Here is a 16,477-nt window from a genome sequence, read left to right as displayed (position 1 = left end):
GTCGTCCGGCCGCCTCAGGCGGCGATGGCCGCGTGCGGCCCGATCAGGGCGGCACGCACGGCGTCGGTAGTCACGGTGTCGGTTTTGCGGCGAGCATGCCGTCGGCGCGCTGACGGAGGAACTTCACCACCGCGTCGGCGCCGCCCAACTTCAACGGGGCGGACAACGCGTTGCGCTGCGCGGCGATCTCGCTGACGTCGCCATTGAGCAGCACGTCCTGAATGCGGTTGTCGGCATTGACCACGAAATCGACCGCGGAATCGTCGCCATCGGCTGCGGTGACCCGGGTGGGCACGACGCGCTGGCTGCCGCGCTCCTCGACCTTCGGGGTCACCTCGAACTTGCCGCCGGCCGCCCGGGCGAGGCGATTGGCGTAGGTGACGGTCAGGCTGCGCTTGAACGCGTCGGTGACCGCCGCCTGCTGCTCCGGGGTAAAGCTCGACCATTTCGAGCCGACCGCGACGCGGGTCATGGCCGGGAAGTCGAACGCCTTCTCCAGCGCCGGCCCCACGGCCGCGACCCGAGCGGGCAGGGGGCTCGGGCCGTCCTTCAGGGCTTCGGTGAAGGCGGCGTAGAGATCGCGCACGGTCTGCACCGCGGGATCGTCCGCGGCCCAGGCGGAGACGGGAGCGAGGAGGGGGGCGGCCAGCAAGGCAGCGGCCGCGAGCCGACGGGTCAGGCGCACTTCTTCAACTCCTCGCCATCGCCGATCCGCGAACCCATGCGGGGCGGGGCGTAGCTGTAGAACGGGCCGAGCGTCGCCGGCTGCGGCACCAGCTTGGCCGTGCGGCCGATGGCGACGTTCGGCTCGCGATCGGTCTCTACCACGGTATCGGCCGCGAGCTTGGCCTCGATCCGGTGCCAGAGCAGAAGACCCGGCACGCCGACCCCGAGATCGGCGAAGCGCTTGACCAGCGACAGGGCCAGGGCGGCCTCGGCGGGAATGTTGAACAGGCCGCACAGGGCGATCAGGCCGCCCTCCTGGGCGCCGAGCGCGCCCGGCACCGCGAAGGCGGCGCCGCGGACCGCCTGAGCCAGGCTCTCGATCACCAGGGCCTGGGCGAAATCGACCGGGTAGCCCATGAAATGCAGGCAGACATAGACTTCGAGGGTGCCGATGACCCAGCCCACGAGGTGGATCGCCAGCGCGGCGACGAAGCGTCCGTGGTTGCCGTACATCCGGCGCAGGCTGTCGTAGAGCTGATCGATGGCGCCGAAGGCGCGCCACTCGCGGCCGGAGGCGAAGCGGCTCATCAGGCCCTGGATGATCCGGTGCCCGGCCCGCCGCTGGATGAGATAGAAGGCGCCCAGCGCCGGCACGGCTACGGCCAGGCCGCCCGCCACCGTCCGGGCGATCGGGCCGTCACCGGCGATCAGGACCAGCAGGCCGAGGCCGATGACGGTGAACAGGAGCTGCGTCAGCGCCTGCGTCATCAGGTCCACGAACATGCTGGCGCCGGCCATCGCGCCCGGAACGCCGCGCTTGGACATCAGCCGTGCGCCGACGAAGTCGCCGCCCACGGTCGCCACCGGCAGCAGCGTGTTGATTCCCTCACGCACGAACCGCAGCGAGACGCAGTCGACCAGCCGGGCCGCGCCCGCCGGGAACACCACGTGCCAGCCAAGCCCCGCCCAGGCGACGGCCGCAAGGCGGGCGACCACCACGAGGGCGGCGCCCCAGCCGGCGCTCATGACGGCGGCCGACACGTCCTCCAAGCCGGAAGACATGAACAGGCCGACGACTGTGCAAAGACCGGCGATCGAGGCCAAGGTCGTCAGGCGCTTCATAATGGTCTTTCAAGCTCGCAAATGGCTTGATGCGGGAAATCGGTCACGGTCGCGGCAGAAATAGGTCCGGGCGACCAAGAACGTTTCTGCCACGTTGCAGCACGGATTACCGGTGTCTATCACCCGTTTGACACACCGAGAGCCAAAGCGGTGGCGGGGCGAAGGCGCCTACGCAGAAGACCGCGGCACGTCGCAGAAGGGGCACACGTCATGGAGCGCGAATCACCGATCACGGCCGTCGAGGCCGTGAGCGACGACACGCATGCCGGCGGTCCCCAGGGCGGAATGGCGCCAGGTGTGCCGGCGCCTCACTCCCCGGTCATGGCCTGGAACGAGTGGGACCCGCTGGAGGAGGTGATCGTCGGATCCCTCGACGGCGCCACCATCCCGACTCACCATCTCACGGTGATCTTCAACCTGCCGCGGGCGGCCCAGCCGTTCTACCGCTTCGCCAGCGGCTGGAAATATCCGAAGTTCATGAAGAAGCTGGCGCAGCAGGAGCTCGACAACTTCATCAAGATCCTGGCCGGCGAGGGCGTGAAGATCCGCCGCCCCGACGCGGTGGATTTCTCCCGCAAGTTCAAGGCGCCGCGCTGGACCTCCCGGGGCTTCTGCGTCGCCTGCCCGCGCGACCCGTATCTGGTCATCGGCGACGAGATCATCGAGAGCCCGATGTGCTGGCGCTCGCGCTACTTCGAGGGCGACGCCTACCGGTCGCTGTTCAAGGAATATTTCCGCGCCGGCGCCCGTTGGACCTCGGCCCCACGGCCGCAGCTCACCGACGACCTCTACAACTACGATTACCGGGTGCCGAACCTGAAGGCCGGCGAGCCGATGCAGTTCACGGTCAACGAGTTCGAGCCGGTCTTCGACGCCGCCGACTTCGTCCGCTGCGGCCGCGACCTGTTCGTGACCCGCTCGAACGTCACCAACCTGATGGGCATCGAGTGGCTGCGCCGCCACCTCGGCCCGGGCTTCCGCATCCACGAGATCGAGAGCCGCTGCCCGCAGCCGATGCATATCGACTCGTCGTTCATGCCGCTGGCCCCCGGCAAGGTGCTGGTGAACCCGGACTACATCGACGTCGAGAAGCTGCCGGCCGTGCTCAAGAAGTGGGACGTGCTGATTGCCCCGCGCCCCGACCCGGTCGAGGGCTTCATGAGCAAGATCTCGATGTGCTCGCCCTGGACCTCGATCAACGTCCTGGCGATCACCGAGAAGAAGATCGTCGTCGACCAGAGCCAGCCGACCCTGATCAAGGCCCTCAAGGATTGGGGCTTCGACCCGATCCCAGCGCCGTTCCTGAGCTACGGCCCGTTCGGCGGCTCGTTCCACTGCGCCACCCTCGACGTCCGCCGCCGCGGCGTGCTGAAGTCGTATTTCTAGGACCTGCTCGCCCTTCCCCGTCTCGGGGATGGGCGATCACGCGGTGGGCCGTCTTTCCAAGAACGGCTGCCGAATGGAGCACCGTGTCATTCCGGGGCGCCGCAGGCGAGCCCGGAATCCCAAGCCGCCAACGGCGCAAAACTCTGCAGCATCTGCGTTTCTGGATCCCGGGCTCCGCTGCGCGGCCCCGGGACGACAAACCGGGTACCCCTAGCCCGACGCAGCCTCTTCGTCGCGGAAGAGAACACGATCTTCCGCCGTGATGACGCCATTCACGGCGCCAAAATCCCCGCGATCAGCGCTTTGTTGAATCCCTCGGGGTCGGACATCTGAGGCGCGTGGCCGAGCGCCGGGAACTCTACGAGCTTGGCGCCGGGAATCGCCTTCGCGGCCGCCTTGCCCAGCTCCGGGTAGTTCCCGAGCGAGGGCCGCATCTCCGGCGGGGCGAGGTCCTTGCCGATCGCCGTGTTGTCCTTCTGGCCGATCATCAGCAGGGTCGGCACCGCGATCTGCGGCAGCCGGTAGATCACCGGCTGGGTGAGGATCATGTCGTAGAGGAGCGCCGAGTCCCAGGCGACCGCCTCCTTGCCCGGGCCGGCGTTGAGCCCGGCCAGCATTGTCACCCAGGGCTCGTAGCGCGGCTCCCACTGGCCGGCGTAATAGGTCACGGTCTCGTAGGCGCGGATCGACTCCGCCGAGACCTTCAGCTCGCGCTGATACCATTGCTCCACCGAGGTCGGGGGGACGCCCTTGGCGCTCCAATCCTCCAGCCCGATCGGGTTGACCAGCACCAGCTGGGCCACATCCTTCGGGTAGAGCAGGGCGTAATGCGCGGCCAGCATGCCGCCGGTGGAGTGCCCGACCAGAATCGGCCGCGCGATCCCCAGCTTGTCCAGCAGGGCGCGGGTGTTCTCGGCGAGCTGGCGGAACGTGAACTGGTAGGCAGCCGGCTTGCTCGACTTGCAGAACCCGATCTGGTCCGGGGCGATCACCCGGTAGCCGGCCCCGGTAAGCGCCCAGATCTGGCTCTCCCAGGTCGCCGCGCAGAAATTCTTGCCGTGGAGCAGCACGACGGTGCGCCCGTTCGGCGTCGTGGGCCTGACGTCGAGATAGGCCATCTGCACGGGCTGGTGTTGCGACGTGAAGGCGAAGCGCTCCACCGGGAACGGATAATCGAACCCTTCGAGCTCGGGCCCGTAGGCGGGCGCGGCCGGAGCGGCGCCGGGGAGTATCAGGGCCAACAGGGCGGAGGCGAGGACGGATCGGAGCATGGGCTGCCTGGATCTGCGACGGCAGGAGCGCGCGTTCGCTCGCCCAAATCGGGCATCGACGCCGTCCTGTCCAATCGTCGGCCCAGCGGATCTTCGCGGTGGCACGCGCCCGCGCTATTTCTCGGAGCGTCCCGCCGGCTTCTGGGCCGGCGCGCAGGAGCCCACACCGATGCGCCTCCCCATCCTGGCCGCCCTCGCCGGTGCCCTGGTCCTTGCCGCGGCGCCGGCCCGGTCCGCGGATGCCTGCGACGCCCTCGCGGCCAAGGTGATCCGGATCACGGGCGCCTCGCTCGCCGGGCGGGAAGGCCCGTTCGCGGTGTTCCGCGCGCAGGATGCCGAGCGGATGAGCCTCGATTGCCGGACGCCGGCCCGGATCACGATCGCCTCTCGCGACCGGGAGCCGCCGCGTGCCTACTTCACCCTGGTGGGGCTCGCCGCCCGAGCCCTCACCGGGGCGGACGTCCCCGGCGCCGAGGTGCTGGCGCTCAATCTCCACCAGGACAGCCTGTTGGCCGACGCGCCGCAGCGCGGCGGCACCGGTCGGGCGCTGATGCTGTGCGAGACCGGACCGCGGATGGACGGGCTCCGGGAGGACCTCACCGTCTGCCGGGTCGCGCCCCGGGCCGGGGTTTCGCGAATCCGCCGCGCGGGGTAGAGCGCAGCCCATGTCGACACTCGAAACACCCGGTCCCGTCGTTCAGGTCGGCGCAGCGCGCTTCGCTAACCACCTGCCGCTGACGCTAATCGCAGGTCCGTGCCAGCTCGAAGGGCGAAACCACGCCCTGGAGATCGCCGCCGCGCTCAAGGAGATGGCCGCGGGCCTCGGGATCGGCCTCGTGTTCAAGACCTCGTTCGACAAGGCCAACCGCACCTCCGGCAGCGCGGCCCGGGGCATCGGTCTCGAAGGCGCCTTGCCAGTCTTCGCCGAGATCCGCGAGAGCTTGGGCCTGCCGGTCCTCACCGATGTGCACGCCGCCGAACAATGCGCGCCGGCGGCCGATGCGGTGGACGTGCTCCAGATCCCGGCCTTCCTGTGCCGCCAGACCGACCTGCTCCTGGCCGCGGCCGCCACCGGCCGGGCGGTCAACATCAAGAAGGGTCAGTTTCTGGCGCCGTGGGACATGAAGCACGTCGCCGCCAAGGTGACGGAGGCCGGCAACCCGAACGTCATCGTCACCGAGCGCGGCGCCTCCTTCGGCTACAACACCCTGGTGTCGGACCTGCGCAGTCTGCCGATCATGGCGCAGGTGACCCATGGCGCACCGGTGGTGTTCGACGCCACCCATTCCGTGCAGCAGCCGGGCGGGCAGGGCGCCAGCTCCGGCGGCCAGCGGGAATTCGTCGCCGTGCTGGCCCGGGCCGCGGTGGCGGTCGGCGTCGCCGGGGTGTTCATCGAGACCCATCCCGATCCGGACCGGGCCCCCTCGGACGGCCCCAACATGGTGGCCCTGCGGGACATGCCGGCGCTGCTCGAAGAGCTGATCGCCTTCGACCGGCTCGCCAAGAAGCGCCACGCCTGATCCGGCGTCAGGCCGGCTGGAGGACGTGGATGCGCAGGGGCTGGACCAGGGCGTAGCGCCCGTCGGCCTCGCGCTCGGCCGCCTCGTGAAACGCCGCCTCCACCACCGGGCGCCGCGCCTCGATTGTCGCCGCGCGGGCCGGATCGACTGCGCTGACCCGCGCCAGGAAGGCGTCGAGGGAGGCGAAGCTTTCGCGACGCATCACCGTAACGTCCTGCCGGCACAGGAAGGCGCCGTCCGCGAGCGCCGCCGCGATGGCGTCCTGCGCGGCGGCCCGGACTGCGGTCTCATCCTCGATCGGCCGCAGGGCGTCGAAGAAGCTGCCCTCCGCCAGGGGCTCCACCACGACCAGCAGGCCACCCGGCGCCAGCACCCGCGCCGCCTCGGCAAGCGCTGCGGCCGGGTCCGGGATGTGGTGCAGGGCGTTGAACATCACGGCCCCGTCGAAGCGCGCCGCGGGAAAGGGCAGCGCTTCGGCCGAGGCGGCCTCGAACAGCGCATCAGGCACGGCGGACCGGGCCGTCTCCAGAGCCGCGACGCCCGGATCGATGCCGGTTACCGCCGCGCCGTCCGCGACGAGCCGCTTCGCCAGGGTTCCGGGCCCGCAGCCGATATCGAGGAGGCGCCTGCCCGGGAGCGGCGCGAAGGTCTCGCGGATCAGCGTCAGGGCATCCATGGCGGGGCTCTCCGGACCGGCGCCGGTCAGGGGCGCACAGGCACCTAAGCACAGTCCCGGTTGGAACGGGATGCGCCGCGCGGCGTCATTCCCGCTGGAAGACCGTCCGGCCCCGCCAGCCCGCCCGATGCGCAGCGCCCCTGGGGGCGGATGCCGCAACGGTGCGGAAACTATTCACAAGACCAGCGACGGACAATTCTACAAACCCGACCCTTGGAAACCGACTCCACCGCGGGCCGTGCAGATGAACCGCTGTTCAGGCAGCCGACCTCCCCCTGAAATCGGTTCTGAAAACTTGGAACCGACCGCCGAGCGGCCACGTTAATGGGCATGTTCGATCGCGGATCGAGAAGGAACATTATGCGCAAGATTGGTATCATCGCCACCGCCGCCGCTCTGGCTCTCGGCAGCGTCGCTGCCACGACCGGCGCCGAAGCCCGTCCGTACGGCTTCCACGGCGGCTACGGCCATGGCTATGGTCACGGCTACGGCTATCGCGGTGGCCGTCGCGGCATCGGCACCGGTGCGGCCATCGGTCTCGGCATCGCCGGCCTCGCCGCCGGTGCAGTCGCCGCCGGCGCGGCCAACAACTACTACAACGGTGGCTACGGCGGCGGTTACGGCTACGCCCCGGCCTACGGCGCTCCGGCTTACGGCTACGGCGCTCCGGCCTATGGCTACTACGGCTCGCCCTACTAAGGGCGGCGATCCCACCGGATCAGAGGGCGACCAGCGCGAGCCGGTCGCCCTTTTTGTGTGCGCTTCAGCGCCCGCGATAGGGGGCGACGCCGGTCTCCGGCAGCCAGATGGTCTTGGGCGGCTCGCCGGTCTGCCAGAACACATCGATCGGGATGCCGCCGCGCGGGTACCAGTAGCCACCGATGCGCAGGTAGCGCGGCTCCAGCAGGTCGCGCAGCCGCTTGCCGATCGCCACCGTGCAATCCTCGTGGAACGCCCCGTGATTGCGGAAAGCGCCGAGGTAGAGCTTCAGCGACTTCGACTCCACCAGCCAGTCGCCGGGCACGTAGTCGATCACCAGAATCGCGAAATCCGGCTGGCCCGTGACCGGGCAGATCGAGGTGAACTCGGGCGCGGTGAAGCGCGCCACGTAGTCGGTATCGGCATGGGGGTTCGGCACGCGGTCGAGGCGCGCCTCGTGAGGCGAATCGGGCAGCGCCGTGGGCTGGCCGAGCTGCAGGGTCTCAGATGCGGTCATGCGCTCACTATAAAGGCGCGCGCCGCGCAGCGCACCCGTCCCCGGCGCGACCAAATCTTCATCGTTCGCAGCCAGGATCGGGCGATCGTCGGCACCGTCCGACTGAGGCCCGACATCATGCGTCTCATCGCCGTCGTGTTCATCGGCCTGGCCACGGTCGCGACCGTACCGGCCCGGGCAAGCGGGGACGACGCGACCCAGCGCATGCTCGACGCCATGACCCGCCACGACCTCTGCGCCCGCGACGACGCACAGTTGCGCAAGCTGAACCGGTCCCTGGCCGCGACGCCGATCCGCCATCCGGCCTCCGGGACGCGAGCACGGTAGGGTTGAGGCTCGGACTGTCACGACACGTGCACAGGCGCGACCTACGCCGGTGCTTGCCGCCGAACGCGGCTTGACGGATAAGCCGCCGCGATGCGCCGCACCCCGGATCGGGGCTGCCGCCGACAAGCGGCCCCGCGAGAGGACGTTCCATGACCGCGATCACCAATATCAGCGCCCGCGAGATCCTCGACAGCCGCGGCAACCCCACGGTCGAGGTCGATGTCCTGCTGGAAGACGGCTCATTCGGCCGCGCCGCGGTCCCGTCGGGAGCGTCCACGGGTGCCCATGAGGCGGTCGAGCTGCGCGACGGCGACCAGAGCCGTTTCCTCGGCAAGGGCGTGCTGAAGGCGGTCGAGGCCGCGCAGACCGAGATCCTCGACGCGATCGGCGGCATGGAGGCCGAGGATCAGGTCGCCGTCGACGAGGCGATGATCGAGCTCGACGGCACGCCCAACAAGGCGCGCCTCGGAGCGAACGCGATCCTGGGCGTGTCGCTGGCGGTCGCCAAGGCGGCGGCCGAGGCCTCCGGCCTGCCGCTCTACCGCTATGTCGGCGGCGTGCAGGGCCGGGTCCTGCCGGTGCCGATGATGAACATCATCAACGGCGGGGCGCACGCCGACAACCCGATCGACTTCCAGGAATTCATGATCATGCCGGTGGGCGCGGACTCGCTCGCCGACGCCGTGCGCATGGGTTCGGAGGTGTTCCACACCCTCAAGGGCAAGCTGAAGAAGGCCGGCCACAACACCAATGTCGGTGACGAGGGCGGCTTCGCCCCGAATTTGCCCTCGGCCGAGGCCGCTCTCGACTTCGTGATGGACGCGATCAGCGCCGCGGGCTTCAAGCCGGGCCAGGACATCGCGCTGGCGCTCGACTGTGCCGCCACCGAGTTCTTCAAGGACGGCGCCTACGCCTACGAGGGCGAGGGCACGAACCGGTCGATCGAGGCCCAGGTTGATTACCTGGCGCAGCTGGTGGCCAACTACCCGATCCTGTCGATTGAGGACGGCATGTCCGAAGACGATTGGGCCGGCTGGAAGCTCCTGACCGACAAGATTGGTGCGCAGTGCCAGCTCGTGGGCGACGACCTGTTCGTCACCAACGTCGAGCGGCTGTCCCGCGGCATCGCCGAGCGCACCGCCAACTCGATCCTGATCAAGGTCAACCAGATCGGCTCGCTCACCGAGACCCTGGCGGCAGTCGATATGGCCCAGCGCGCCGGCTACACCGCGGTGATGTCGCACCGCTCCGGCGAGACCGAGGACTCGACCATCGCAGACCTCGCGGTCGCCACCAATTGCGGGCAGATCAAGACCGGCTCCCTCGCCCGCTCCGACAGACTGGCCAAGTACAACCAGCTGATCCGCATCGAGGAGGGTCTCGGCCCGCAGGCGCTCTACGCCGGCCCCTCGGCGATCAAGCACCTGGCTCGGGGCTGAGCCCCGTTTGCTCTCGCAAGGAAGACGATCGGTCAGCGGAGTCCGCGTGACGCCTCAGACCGATCCTTGGATCGGTGCGGCGATCAAATAGATCGCCGTGTCATGCCGGGGCCGCGCAGCGGAGCCCGGAATCCGGAACCGCCGACTGCGTAAAGCTTTGATCCACGTGCGTTTCTGAATGCCGGGCTCGCCTCCGGCGCCCCGGAGTGACGGGGTGGGTATCCCGGCGCTCCTGCCCCAGCTCTTACCCCGTCGGCAGCGTCCAGACCTTCTGCGGTCGCGCCAGGCCGCGCAGTTCGATGACGCCCACCGGGTCCAGCGTCCGGCTGCATCGCTGGGCAAAGGAATCCGAGACCAGCAGCGTGTGGCCGAGGGCCTCGCACTGGCTCTCGATCCGGCTGGCCTCGTTCACCGCCCGCCCGATCACCGTGAAGTCGAGGCGGCGCTCGGTGCCGACATTGCCGTAGACCACCGTGCCGAAATGCACGACGCAATCGGCGGGCAGCTCCGGCAGCCCCGCCTCGCGGCGCCGGCGATTGAGCGCAGCGTTGGCCGCCAGCCCGTCCGCGGCTGCCTCGAGGGCACTGCTGCAGACCGGGCAGGGCAGGGTGCCGGCATCGGCCACCGGGAAGATCGCCAGGAAGCCGTCGCCCAAAAATTTCAGGATCTCGCCGCCGTGTCGCGCCACGGGATCGCCCAGCGCGTCGAAATGCTCATTGAGCCAGGTGACCATGTCGTAGGGGTCGGCCTGGTCGGACAGGGCCGTGAAGCCGCGCAGGTCGGTCAACAGGATCGCGGCCGGGATGGCCCGTCCCTGGCCGCGCCGGATCTGGCCGTCGAGGATCCGCTCGGCGGTGGAACGCCCGAGATAGGTCGCCGAGACCTCGCGCAGGGTGTGCCCGAGCCCGAGCTTGGCCACCGCGAGCCCGAGGACCGGCAGGACCGCGGCGACCGCAGCGAGGTCGGTCCGGGAGAAGCCGGACCGGGCCCGGGTGCAGAACGAGATCGCGACGCCGCGCAACGCGGTGCCGGGCGCGAAGCCGACGATATGCACCGCATATTCGGTCCCGCCCTCGGCGCGCAGGTCGTGCAGGACCGGGTAGTCGGTCTCCGGGCCGGGGCGGTCGAGGCGCCAGCGCCCGAAAACCTCCTCCCGCTCCAGCATCGCGAAGATCGGGCTGCGCAGCCAATCCGCCTCCTGCTCGGCGCCGTGCGGGTTGGGCACGAAGCTGAGCCCCTGGCCGAGATGCCAGTTCAGGCTGACCCCGCGCACGAGCGGATCGATGGCCGGCGTCATGACGCTGACCCGCCAGAGCGGGACGCCGGCGTCGCACAGGGCTTCGCAGACCCGGGCAAGCATCGTGTCGTGGTCATCGGTCGCGGTGGCGTGCTCGGCGATCCAGCGTGTCAGGTCGGTCATATCCATCTGCGCGGTTTCGCTCCGTCTGTCCGGCCTGCCCACAATCATGACCGGCGGGCGCGATCCGCCAGCTCCGAAAAGCTCCGTTAACCTTTCCGCGCGAGGCTCCCGCCATGGTCGTCCGCCGCCGCGTCAGAATGGTCCTCTTGCCCCTGGGTCTCTGGACCCTGTCGGCGCTCGTGGTCGGCTTCTTCGTGTGGCAGGCCGAGAGCGGCAATCGCGGCCTCGAAGCCAAGAAGGTGCTCAAGATCCGCGCCTACGGCCTCACCCAGGAACTCGCCGCCGTTCGGGCGGAGCGCGCCACCTGGGAGCACCGGGTCGCGCTGCTGAAGAGCGACCAGATCGACCGCGACCTCCTCGAGGAGCGCGCCCGGATCGTGCTCGGCCGCGTGCATGCCAACGACGTGGTCATCATCACGCCCTGAGGTCACCGGGGGGAGCGGCGTGGCCGCGACCTGAGATCACCATCGTCGCATCCCGAAAGCCGGCAGCCACCCTTTCGGGACGATGCTTGAGATCCCCTCTGACAAGAGCGGCGACCTGTCAGAGCGTCCACCCTCGCTTTCCAAACGGTGCTGTCCTACACCCCGTTCCAGTCGCGTGGAATCACGGGGAGAGCGCCGATGGACGCCGCCAAGGAGCCTGCGAAGGACGCTTCGTCCTCGCAACCGCAGGTCGCGAGCCCGGAGGCTGGAAGCTCCCAGGCCGTCGAGGCGCACAAGCCCGCGCCGAACATGCCGCAATTCACCCGGGAGGAAGACCTCCACGCCTATCACGAGATGCTGCTGATCCGGCGTTTCGAGGAGAAGGCCGGCCAGCTCTACGGCATGGGTCTGATCGGCGGCTTCTGCCACCTCTATATCGGCCAGGAAGCTGTGGTGATCGGCATGCAGATGGCCTCGATCGAGGGCGATCAGGTCATCACCGGCTACCGCGACCACGGCCATATGCTGGCCTGCGGCATGGACCCGAAGGGCGTCATGGCCGAGCTGACCGGCCGCCGGGGCGGCTACAGCCGCGGCAAGGGCGGCTCCATGCACATGTTCAGCCGCGAGAAACAGTTCTTCGGCGGTCATGGCATCGTCGGCGCCCAAGTCTCGCTGGGCACCGGCCTCGCCTTCGCCGATCATTACCGGGAGAACGGCAAGGTCAGCCTGACCTATATGGGCGACGGCGCGGCCAATCAGGGCCAGGTCTACGAGAGCTTCAACATGGCCGCGCTCTGGAAGCTGCCGGTCGTCTACGTGATCGAGAACAACCGCTACGCCATGGGCACATCGGTGGCCCGGGCCTCGGCGCAGACCGACTTCTCCAAGCGCGGCCTCTCCTTCGGCATCCCGGGCGAGCAGGTCGACGGCATGGATGTCCGCACCGTGCGCGAGGCGGCGACCCGGGCGGTCGAGCACGCCCGCTCCGGCCAGGGCCCCTACATCCTCGAGATGCAGACCTACCGCTATCGCGGCCACTCCATGTCCGATCCAGCCAAGTACCGGACCAAGGACGAGGTCTCGAAGATGCGCGACGAGCACGACCCGATCGAGATGGTGCGCAAGCGCCTGCTCGAGCTGCACGGGGTGCCGGAGGCGGAGATCAAGGCGACCGACGCCAAGGTCCGCGAGACCGTGAACGCGGCGGCCGAGTTCGCCACCAACGATCCTGAGCCGGATCCCGCCGAGCTCTGGACCGACATCCTGCTGGATGCGCACGCCTAGCGCGTCCCCGAACCCCTGGCCGCCCCTACCGAAAAGACGACCGCAGAGCTGAGCATGGCGACCGACATCCTGATGCCCGCCCTCTCCCCGACCATGGAGGAGGGCAAGCTCGCCAAGTGGCTGAAGAAAGAGGGCGATCCGGTCAAATCCGGCGACGTTCTGGCCGAAATCGAGACCGACAAGGCGACCATGGAGGTCGAGGCCATCGACGAAGGCGTGCTCGCCAAGATCCTGATCGAGGAGGGCACCGAGGGCGTCGCGGTCAACACCCCGATCGCGATCATCGCCGGCGAGGGCGAGAACGTGTCCGAGGCGGCGGCCAGCGGCGGCAAGCCGAAGCCCAACGGCGCCGGCGGCCACCCGGCCCCGACCCCGGACATGCAGGCCGAGGGCATGGCCGAGAAGCCGGCTCCGGCCGCGAAGACCGGCTCCGACGCCCCGGAGGCGCCCGCGGCGCCGGCGATCATCACCAACAAGGCCGACGAGCCGGTGATGGAGGAATTCCCGGCCAACACCCCGATGGTGACCACCACGGTGCGCGAGGCCCTGCGCGACGCCATGGCCGAGGAGATGCGCCGGGACGGCGACGTCTTCGTCATGGGCGAGGAGGTCGCCGAGTATCAGGGCGCCTACAAGATCACCCAGGGGCTGCTGCAGGAATTCGGCGCCAAGCGCGTGGTCGACACCCCGATCACCGAGCACGGCTTCGCCGGCATCGGCGTCGGTGCGGCGCTGTCCGGCCTGAAGCCGATCGTCGAGTTCATGACCTTCAACTTCGCCATGCAGGCGATCGACCACATCATCAACTCGGCGGCCAAGACCCTCTACATGTCCGGCGGCCAGCTCGGCTGCCCGATCGTGTTCCGCGGCCCCAACGGCGCCGCCGCCCGGGTCGGCGCCCAGCACAGCCACGATTACGCCGCCTGGTACTCGAACGTGCCGGGCCTGAAGGTGATCGCCCCCTACACGGCCTCGGACGCCAAGGGCCTGCTCAAGGCCGCGATCCGCGACCCGAACCCGATCATCTTCCTCGAGAACGAGATCCTCTACGGCCAGTCCTTTCCGGTGCCGCAGCTCGACGACTTCGTGCTGCCGATCGGCAAGGCGCGGGTCCACCGCACCGGCAAGGACGTGACCATCGTGTCCTTCGCGATCGGCATGACCTACGCGCTCAAGGCCGCGCAGATCCTGGCCGAGGAGGGCATCGAGGCCGAGGTGATCGACCTGCGCACGATCCGGCCGATGGATTCGGAGACGGTGGTGCGCTCGGTCAAGAAGACCGGCCGCTGCATCACCGTGGAGGAGGGGTTCCCGCAATCCGGCATCGGCGCCGAGATCGTGGCCCGCCTGATGGTCGACGCCTTCGACTATCTCGACGCCCCGGTCCTGCGCATCACCGGCAAGGATGTGCCGATGCCCTACGCGGCGAACCTCGAGAAGCTTGCCCTGCCGAACGTGGCCGAGGTCGTCGAGGCGGCCAAGAGCGTCTGCTACAAGTGACGGGATTCGCGGGCGGCCCCGCAGCCCCGTCCCTCCGCCCCGTCCGGGTTCGGAAACTAGCCGGCGCGCCATGAGCCAGGATCCTAAACAGGACTTCGTCGAACTCGCTATCCCACCGGACGCCCGCGAGCAGGGCGGCATCGAGGTGCTGCGCGCGGCCGTAGTGGACGGTGCCGTGAGCGTCGCCCTGCGTCGCTCCTTCGACGACCCCGCGACCTGGGGCCGGCTGCTGATCGACCTCGGCCGGCAGGCCGCCCGCGCCTACGCGCTGGAGACCGACATGTCGGAGGAGGAGGCGTTCGAGCGCATCCGCGCCGGCTGGGAGGCCGAGGGGCTCGACCCCGGCGGCCTCAACTAGCGATGGTGCAGACCATGGCTGTGGCTGCTCACCGTTCGGCGACCTACGCGGATCTCATGGCGGTGCCGGAGCATCTCGTGGCCGAGATCATCGATGGGACGCTGGAGACGCATCCGCGGCCACGCCCACAGCATGCACTGGCGGTATCGGATCTCAGCACCGTGCTGGGTCCACCCTTCCGCCAGGGACGCGGCGGTCCCGGTGGCTGGCTCTTCATGGTCGAACCGGAGCTTCATCTCGGGACTCATGTGGTCGTGCCGGACCTCGCCGGTTGGCGCCGTCCTCGAATGCCATCCATGCCTGAGGACGCTTTTCTTGAGACCGCGCCGGACTGGGTTTGCGAGATCCTCTCACCCTCGACAGCCCGGCTCGATCGAGGTCCGAAGCGCCGCATCTACGCCGAGGCGGGAATTGGCCATCTCTGGCTGCTCGATCCGGGCGAAGGTTTTCTGGAAGGCTTCGCCCTCGCGGATGGGCGCTGGGTGGTCTTGGCCACCGTCCAGCGCGGCGAGACCGTAGCGCTGGCGCCCTTCGACGCCGTCCCGTTCCCCCTCGACGACCTGTTTCCCTTCGCCGATCCGGCCGCCCCGGCCTTGCCCGAGACCTGATGCCATGCCGATCAACGTGCTCATGCCCGCCCTCTCGCCGACCATGGAGAAGGGCAACCTCGCCAAGTGGCTGAAGAAGGAGGGCGACGCCGTGAAATCCGGCGACGTGCTCGCCGAGATCGAGACTGACAAGGCGACCATGGAGGTCGAGGCCATCGACGAGGGCGTGCTCGCCAAGATCGTCGTGCCCGAGGGGACCGCGGACGTGCCGGTCAACGACCTGATCGCGGTGATCGCCGCGGAGGGCGAGGATCCGGCGAGCGTCCAGGCCGCGGGCGGTGGCGGCAAGGCTGCGCCGGAAGCCAAGGGCGAGGCGACGTCGGCTGCCACGGCGCCGGCCCCGGCCGACCAGAACACCACGCCCGGCGGCGGCCACATGTCCTACGAGCGGGTGAACGAGGCGCCGGAGGGCGCCCAGCCCGGCGGCACCGCGCCGCAGCAGCAGGCCGGTGCGGGCGGCCGGGTGTTCGCCTCGCCGCTCGCGCGCCGGATCGCCAAGCAGGAGGGCGTCGACCTCGCCGCCGTAGAGGGCAGCGGCCCGCACGGCCGGATCATCGCCCGGGACGTCCAGGCCGCCAAGGCCTCCGGCGGCACCAAGGCACCGGCGCCGCAGGCCGCCGCCGAGGCCCCCAAGGCGGCCGCCCCCGCGCCGAAGGCCGCGCCCGCCGGCGGCGGGCCGGCCGGCCTCACCCTCGATCAGGTTCGGGGCTTCTACGCCAAGGATTCCTACGAGGAGGTGCCGCTCGACGGCATGCGCAAGACCATCGCCAAGCGCCTCACCGAGGCGATGCAGGTGGCCCCGCACTTCTACCTCACGGTGGATTGCGAGCTCGACGCGCTGATGAAGCTGCGCGAGACGCTCAACGCCTCCGCGGGCAAGGACAAGGACGGCAAGCCGGCCTTCAAGCTCTCGGTGAACGACTTCGTCATCAAGGCGATGGGTCTGGCGCTCACCCGCGTGCCCGCCGCCAACGCAGTCTGGGCCGAGGACCGGGTGCTGCGCTTCAAGCAGGCCGAGGTCGGCGTCGCGGTGGCGATCGACGGTGGACTGTTCACCCCGGTGATCCGCCGGGCCGACGAGAAGACGCTCTCCACCATCTCCAAGGAGATGAAGGACTTCGCGGCCCGCGCCCGGGCCAAGAAGCTGAAGCCCGAGGAGTACCAGGGCGGCGTGACCTCGGTGTCGAATCTCGGCATGTTCGGGATCAAGCACTTCACGGCGGTGATCAACCCGCCGCAATCGAGCATCCTGGCGG

Annotated in this window: 18 protein-coding genes; 12 read left to right on the top strand and 6 right to left on the bottom strand. The window is 69.4% G+C overall.

The features are described from left to right. Positions 1-70 precede the first annotated feature (70 nt). A complete protein-coding gene (locus tag AKJ13_RS03840) occupies positions 71-685 on the bottom strand; it encodes an ABC transporter substrate-binding protein (protein ID WP_050732177.1) in 615 nt (204 codons plus the stop codon). Then, positions 676-1,788, bottom strand: a complete 1,113-nt coding sequence (locus AKJ13_RS03835; protein ID WP_050732176.1) for a flippase-like domain-containing protein — start codon at positions 1,786-1,788, stop codon at positions 676-678. Before AKJ13_RS03835 ends, AKJ13_RS03840 begins: the two co-directional genes overlap by 10 nt. A 210-nt stretch (positions 1,789-1,998) precedes the next feature. Between AKJ13_RS03835 and AKJ13_RS03830 the strand changes: the two genes are divergently transcribed. Continuing rightward, complete coding sequence (locus AKJ13_RS03830) at positions 1,999-3,174, top strand: hypothetical protein (protein WP_007566217.1); 1,176 nt, start codon at positions 1,999-2,001, stop codon at positions 3,172-3,174. A 272-nt stretch (positions 3,175-3,446) separates the two neighbouring features. On the opposite strand, the gene AKJ13_RS03825 is transcribed toward AKJ13_RS03830, so the two are convergent. Further along, positions 3,447-4,445 carry an alpha/beta hydrolase gene (locus AKJ13_RS03825; protein ID WP_050732175.1) on the bottom strand — a complete coding sequence of 333 codons (999 nt, stop codon included), beginning with the start codon at positions 4,443-4,445 and terminating at the stop codon, positions 3,447-3,449. Between the two features lie 169 nt (positions 4,446-4,614). Here AKJ13_RS03825 and AKJ13_RS03820 point away from each other — a divergent pair, with 169 nt between their 5' ends. After that, on the top strand, positions 4,615-5,100 hold the full coding sequence (locus AKJ13_RS03820) for a hypothetical protein (protein ID WP_050732174.1): 486 nt from the start codon (positions 4,615-4,617) through the stop codon (positions 5,098-5,100). 10 nt (positions 5,101-5,110) lie between these two features. After that, positions 5,111-5,965 (top strand): 3-deoxy-8-phosphooctulonate synthase, encoded by an 855-nt coding sequence (gene kdsA, locus AKJ13_RS03815; RefSeq protein WP_050732173.1) that lies wholly within the window; start codon positions 5,111-5,113, stop codon positions 5,963-5,965. A 7-nt stretch (positions 5,966-5,972) separates the two neighbouring features. On the opposite strand, the gene AKJ13_RS03810 is transcribed toward kdsA, so the two are convergent. Next, positions 5,973-6,641, bottom strand: coding sequence for a class I SAM-dependent methyltransferase (locus AKJ13_RS03810; protein ID WP_050732172.1), 669 nt, complete (start codon positions 6,639-6,641; stop codon positions 5,973-5,975). A gap of 360 nt (positions 6,642-7,001) precedes the next feature. Here AKJ13_RS03810 and AKJ13_RS03805 point away from each other — a divergent pair, with 360 nt between their 5' ends. Then, positions 7,002-7,340, top strand: coding sequence for a hypothetical protein (locus AKJ13_RS03805; protein WP_050732171.1), 339 nt, complete (start codon positions 7,002-7,004; stop codon positions 7,338-7,340). A gap of 64 nt (positions 7,341-7,404) precedes the next feature. Here the strand turns inward: AKJ13_RS03805 and queF are convergent, their stop codons facing one another. Continuing rightward, positions 7,405-7,857 carry a preQ(1) synthase gene (gene queF, locus AKJ13_RS03800; protein WP_050732170.1) on the bottom strand — a complete coding sequence of 151 codons (453 nt, stop codon included), beginning with the start codon at positions 7,855-7,857 and terminating at the stop codon, positions 7,405-7,407. A 117-nt stretch (positions 7,858-7,974) separates the two neighbouring features. Here queF and AKJ13_RS03795 point away from each other — a divergent pair, with 117 nt between their 5' ends. Both AKJ13_RS03795 and eno read left to right on the top strand, forming a co-directional pair. Next, positions 7,975-8,184: a hypothetical protein gene (locus tag AKJ13_RS03795; protein WP_050732169.1), complete on the top strand. Its 210-nt coding sequence runs from the start codon at positions 7,975-7,977 to the stop codon at positions 8,182-8,184. Between the two features lie 149 nt (positions 8,185-8,333). Beyond that, complete coding sequence (gene eno / locus AKJ13_RS03790; RefSeq protein WP_007566202.1) at positions 8,334-9,623, top strand: phosphopyruvate hydratase; 1,290 nt, start codon at positions 8,334-8,336, stop codon at positions 9,621-9,623. A 244-nt stretch (positions 9,624-9,867) separates the two neighbouring features. Here eno and AKJ13_RS03785 read toward each other — a convergent pair whose 3' ends face one another. Then, positions 9,868-11,049 carry an adenylate/guanylate cyclase domain-containing protein gene (locus tag AKJ13_RS03785; RefSeq protein WP_050732168.1) on the bottom strand — a complete coding sequence of 394 codons (1,182 nt, stop codon included), beginning with the start codon at positions 11,047-11,049 and terminating at the stop codon, positions 9,868-9,870. 107 nt (positions 11,050-11,156) lie between these two features. Between AKJ13_RS03785 and AKJ13_RS03780 the strand changes: the two genes are divergently transcribed. From AKJ13_RS03780 to AKJ13_RS03755, 6 genes are all read left to right on the top strand, one after another. Further along, positions 11,157-11,468, top strand: a complete 312-nt coding sequence (locus tag AKJ13_RS03780) for a septum formation initiator family protein (RefSeq protein WP_007566199.1) — start codon at positions 11,157-11,159, stop codon at positions 11,466-11,468. A gap of 309 nt (positions 11,469-11,777) precedes the next feature. Then, positions 11,778-12,755, top strand: a complete 978-nt coding sequence (gene pdhA, locus AKJ13_RS03775; RefSeq protein WP_244471519.1) for a pyruvate dehydrogenase (acetyl-transferring) E1 component subunit alpha — start codon at positions 11,778-11,780, stop codon at positions 12,753-12,755. Between the two features lie 54 nt (positions 12,756-12,809). After that, a complete protein-coding gene (locus AKJ13_RS03770) occupies positions 12,810-14,255 on the top strand; it encodes a pyruvate dehydrogenase complex E1 component subunit beta (RefSeq protein ID WP_050732166.1) in 1,446 nt (481 codons plus the stop codon). Between the two features lie 70 nt (positions 14,256-14,325). After that, on the top strand, positions 14,326-14,613 hold the full coding sequence (locus AKJ13_RS03765) for a DUF5076 domain-containing protein (protein ID WP_050732165.1): 288 nt from the start codon (positions 14,326-14,328) through the stop codon (positions 14,611-14,613). Positions 14,614-14,627: 14 nt separating this feature from the next. Next, entirely contained in the window at positions 14,628-15,221 is a 594-nt protein-coding gene (locus tag AKJ13_RS03760) for a Uma2 family endonuclease (RefSeq protein WP_050732484.1), read from the top strand. Between the two features lie 4 nt (positions 15,222-15,225). Further along, positions 15,226-16,477: pyruvate dehydrogenase complex dihydrolipoamide acetyltransferase (locus AKJ13_RS03755; RefSeq protein WP_050732164.1), on the top strand; the 1,252-nt coding region annotated here is incomplete at its 3' end.

It is taken from the genome of Methylobacterium sp. ARG-1 (assembly GCF_001262595.1).
In the GTDB taxonomy this organism is placed as follows: domain Bacteria; phylum Pseudomonadota; class Alphaproteobacteria; order Rhizobiales; family Beijerinckiaceae; genus Methylobacterium; species Methylobacterium brachiatum.
The sequence above is the reverse complement of the archived record's forward strand: the minus strand, read 5'-3'. Positions and strand labels throughout refer to the sequence as shown.

What these genes read in the sequence shown, in the direction of transcription:
- pdhA (WP_244471519.1), top strand. Translation starts at nt 11,778, where the DNA reads ATGCCGCAATTCACCCGGGAGGAAGACCTCCACGCCTATCACGAGATG.
- AKJ13_RS03765 (WP_050732165.1), top strand. Translation starts at nt 14,326, where the DNA reads ATGAGCCAGGATCCTAAACAGGACTTCGTCGAACTCGCTATCCCACCG.
- queF (WP_050732170.1), bottom strand. Translation starts at nt 7,857, where the DNA reads ATGACCGCATCTGAGACCCTGCAGCTCGGCCAGCCCACGGCGCTGCCC.
- AKJ13_RS03785 (WP_050732168.1), bottom strand. Translation starts at nt 11,049, where the DNA reads ATGGATATGACCGACCTGACACGCTGGATCGCCGAGCACGCCACCGCG.
- AKJ13_RS03825 (WP_050732175.1), bottom strand. Translation starts at nt 4,445, where the DNA reads ATGCTCCGATCCGTCCTCGCCTCCGCCCTGTTGGCCCTGATACTCCCC.
- AKJ13_RS03780 (WP_007566199.1), top strand. Translation starts at nt 11,157, where the DNA reads ATGGTCGTCCGCCGCCGCGTCAGAATGGTCCTCTTGCCCCTGGGTCTC.
- AKJ13_RS03810 (WP_050732172.1), bottom strand. Translation starts at nt 6,641, where the DNA reads ATGGATGCCCTGACGCTGATCCGCGAGACCTTCGCGCCGCTCCCGGGC.
- AKJ13_RS03820 (WP_050732174.1), top strand. Translation starts at nt 4,615, where the DNA reads ATGCGCCTCCCCATCCTGGCCGCCCTCGCCGGTGCCCTGGTCCTTGCC.
- AKJ13_RS03805 (WP_050732171.1), top strand. Translation starts at nt 7,002, where the DNA reads ATGCGCAAGATTGGTATCATCGCCACCGCCGCCGCTCTGGCTCTCGGC.
- AKJ13_RS03795 (WP_050732169.1), top strand. Translation starts at nt 7,975, where the DNA reads ATGCGTCTCATCGCCGTCGTGTTCATCGGCCTGGCCACGGTCGCGACC.
- AKJ13_RS03760 (WP_050732484.1), top strand. Translation starts at nt 14,628, where the DNA reads ATGGCTGTGGCTGCTCACCGTTCGGCGACCTACGCGGATCTCATGGCG.
- eno (WP_007566202.1), top strand. Translation starts at nt 8,334, where the DNA reads ATGACCGCGATCACCAATATCAGCGCCCGCGAGATCCTCGACAGCCGC.
- AKJ13_RS03830 (WP_007566217.1), top strand. Translation starts at nt 1,999, where the DNA reads ATGGAGCGCGAATCACCGATCACGGCCGTCGAGGCCGTGAGCGACGAC.
- kdsA (WP_050732173.1), top strand. Translation starts at nt 5,111, where the DNA reads ATGTCGACACTCGAAACACCCGGTCCCGTCGTTCAGGTCGGCGCAGCG.
- AKJ13_RS03770 (WP_050732166.1), top strand. Translation starts at nt 12,810, where the DNA reads ATGGCGACCGACATCCTGATGCCCGCCCTCTCCCCGACCATGGAGGAG.
- AKJ13_RS03835 (WP_050732176.1), bottom strand. Translation starts at nt 1,788, where the DNA reads ATGAAGCGCCTGACGACCTTGGCCTCGATCGCCGGTCTTTGCACAGTC.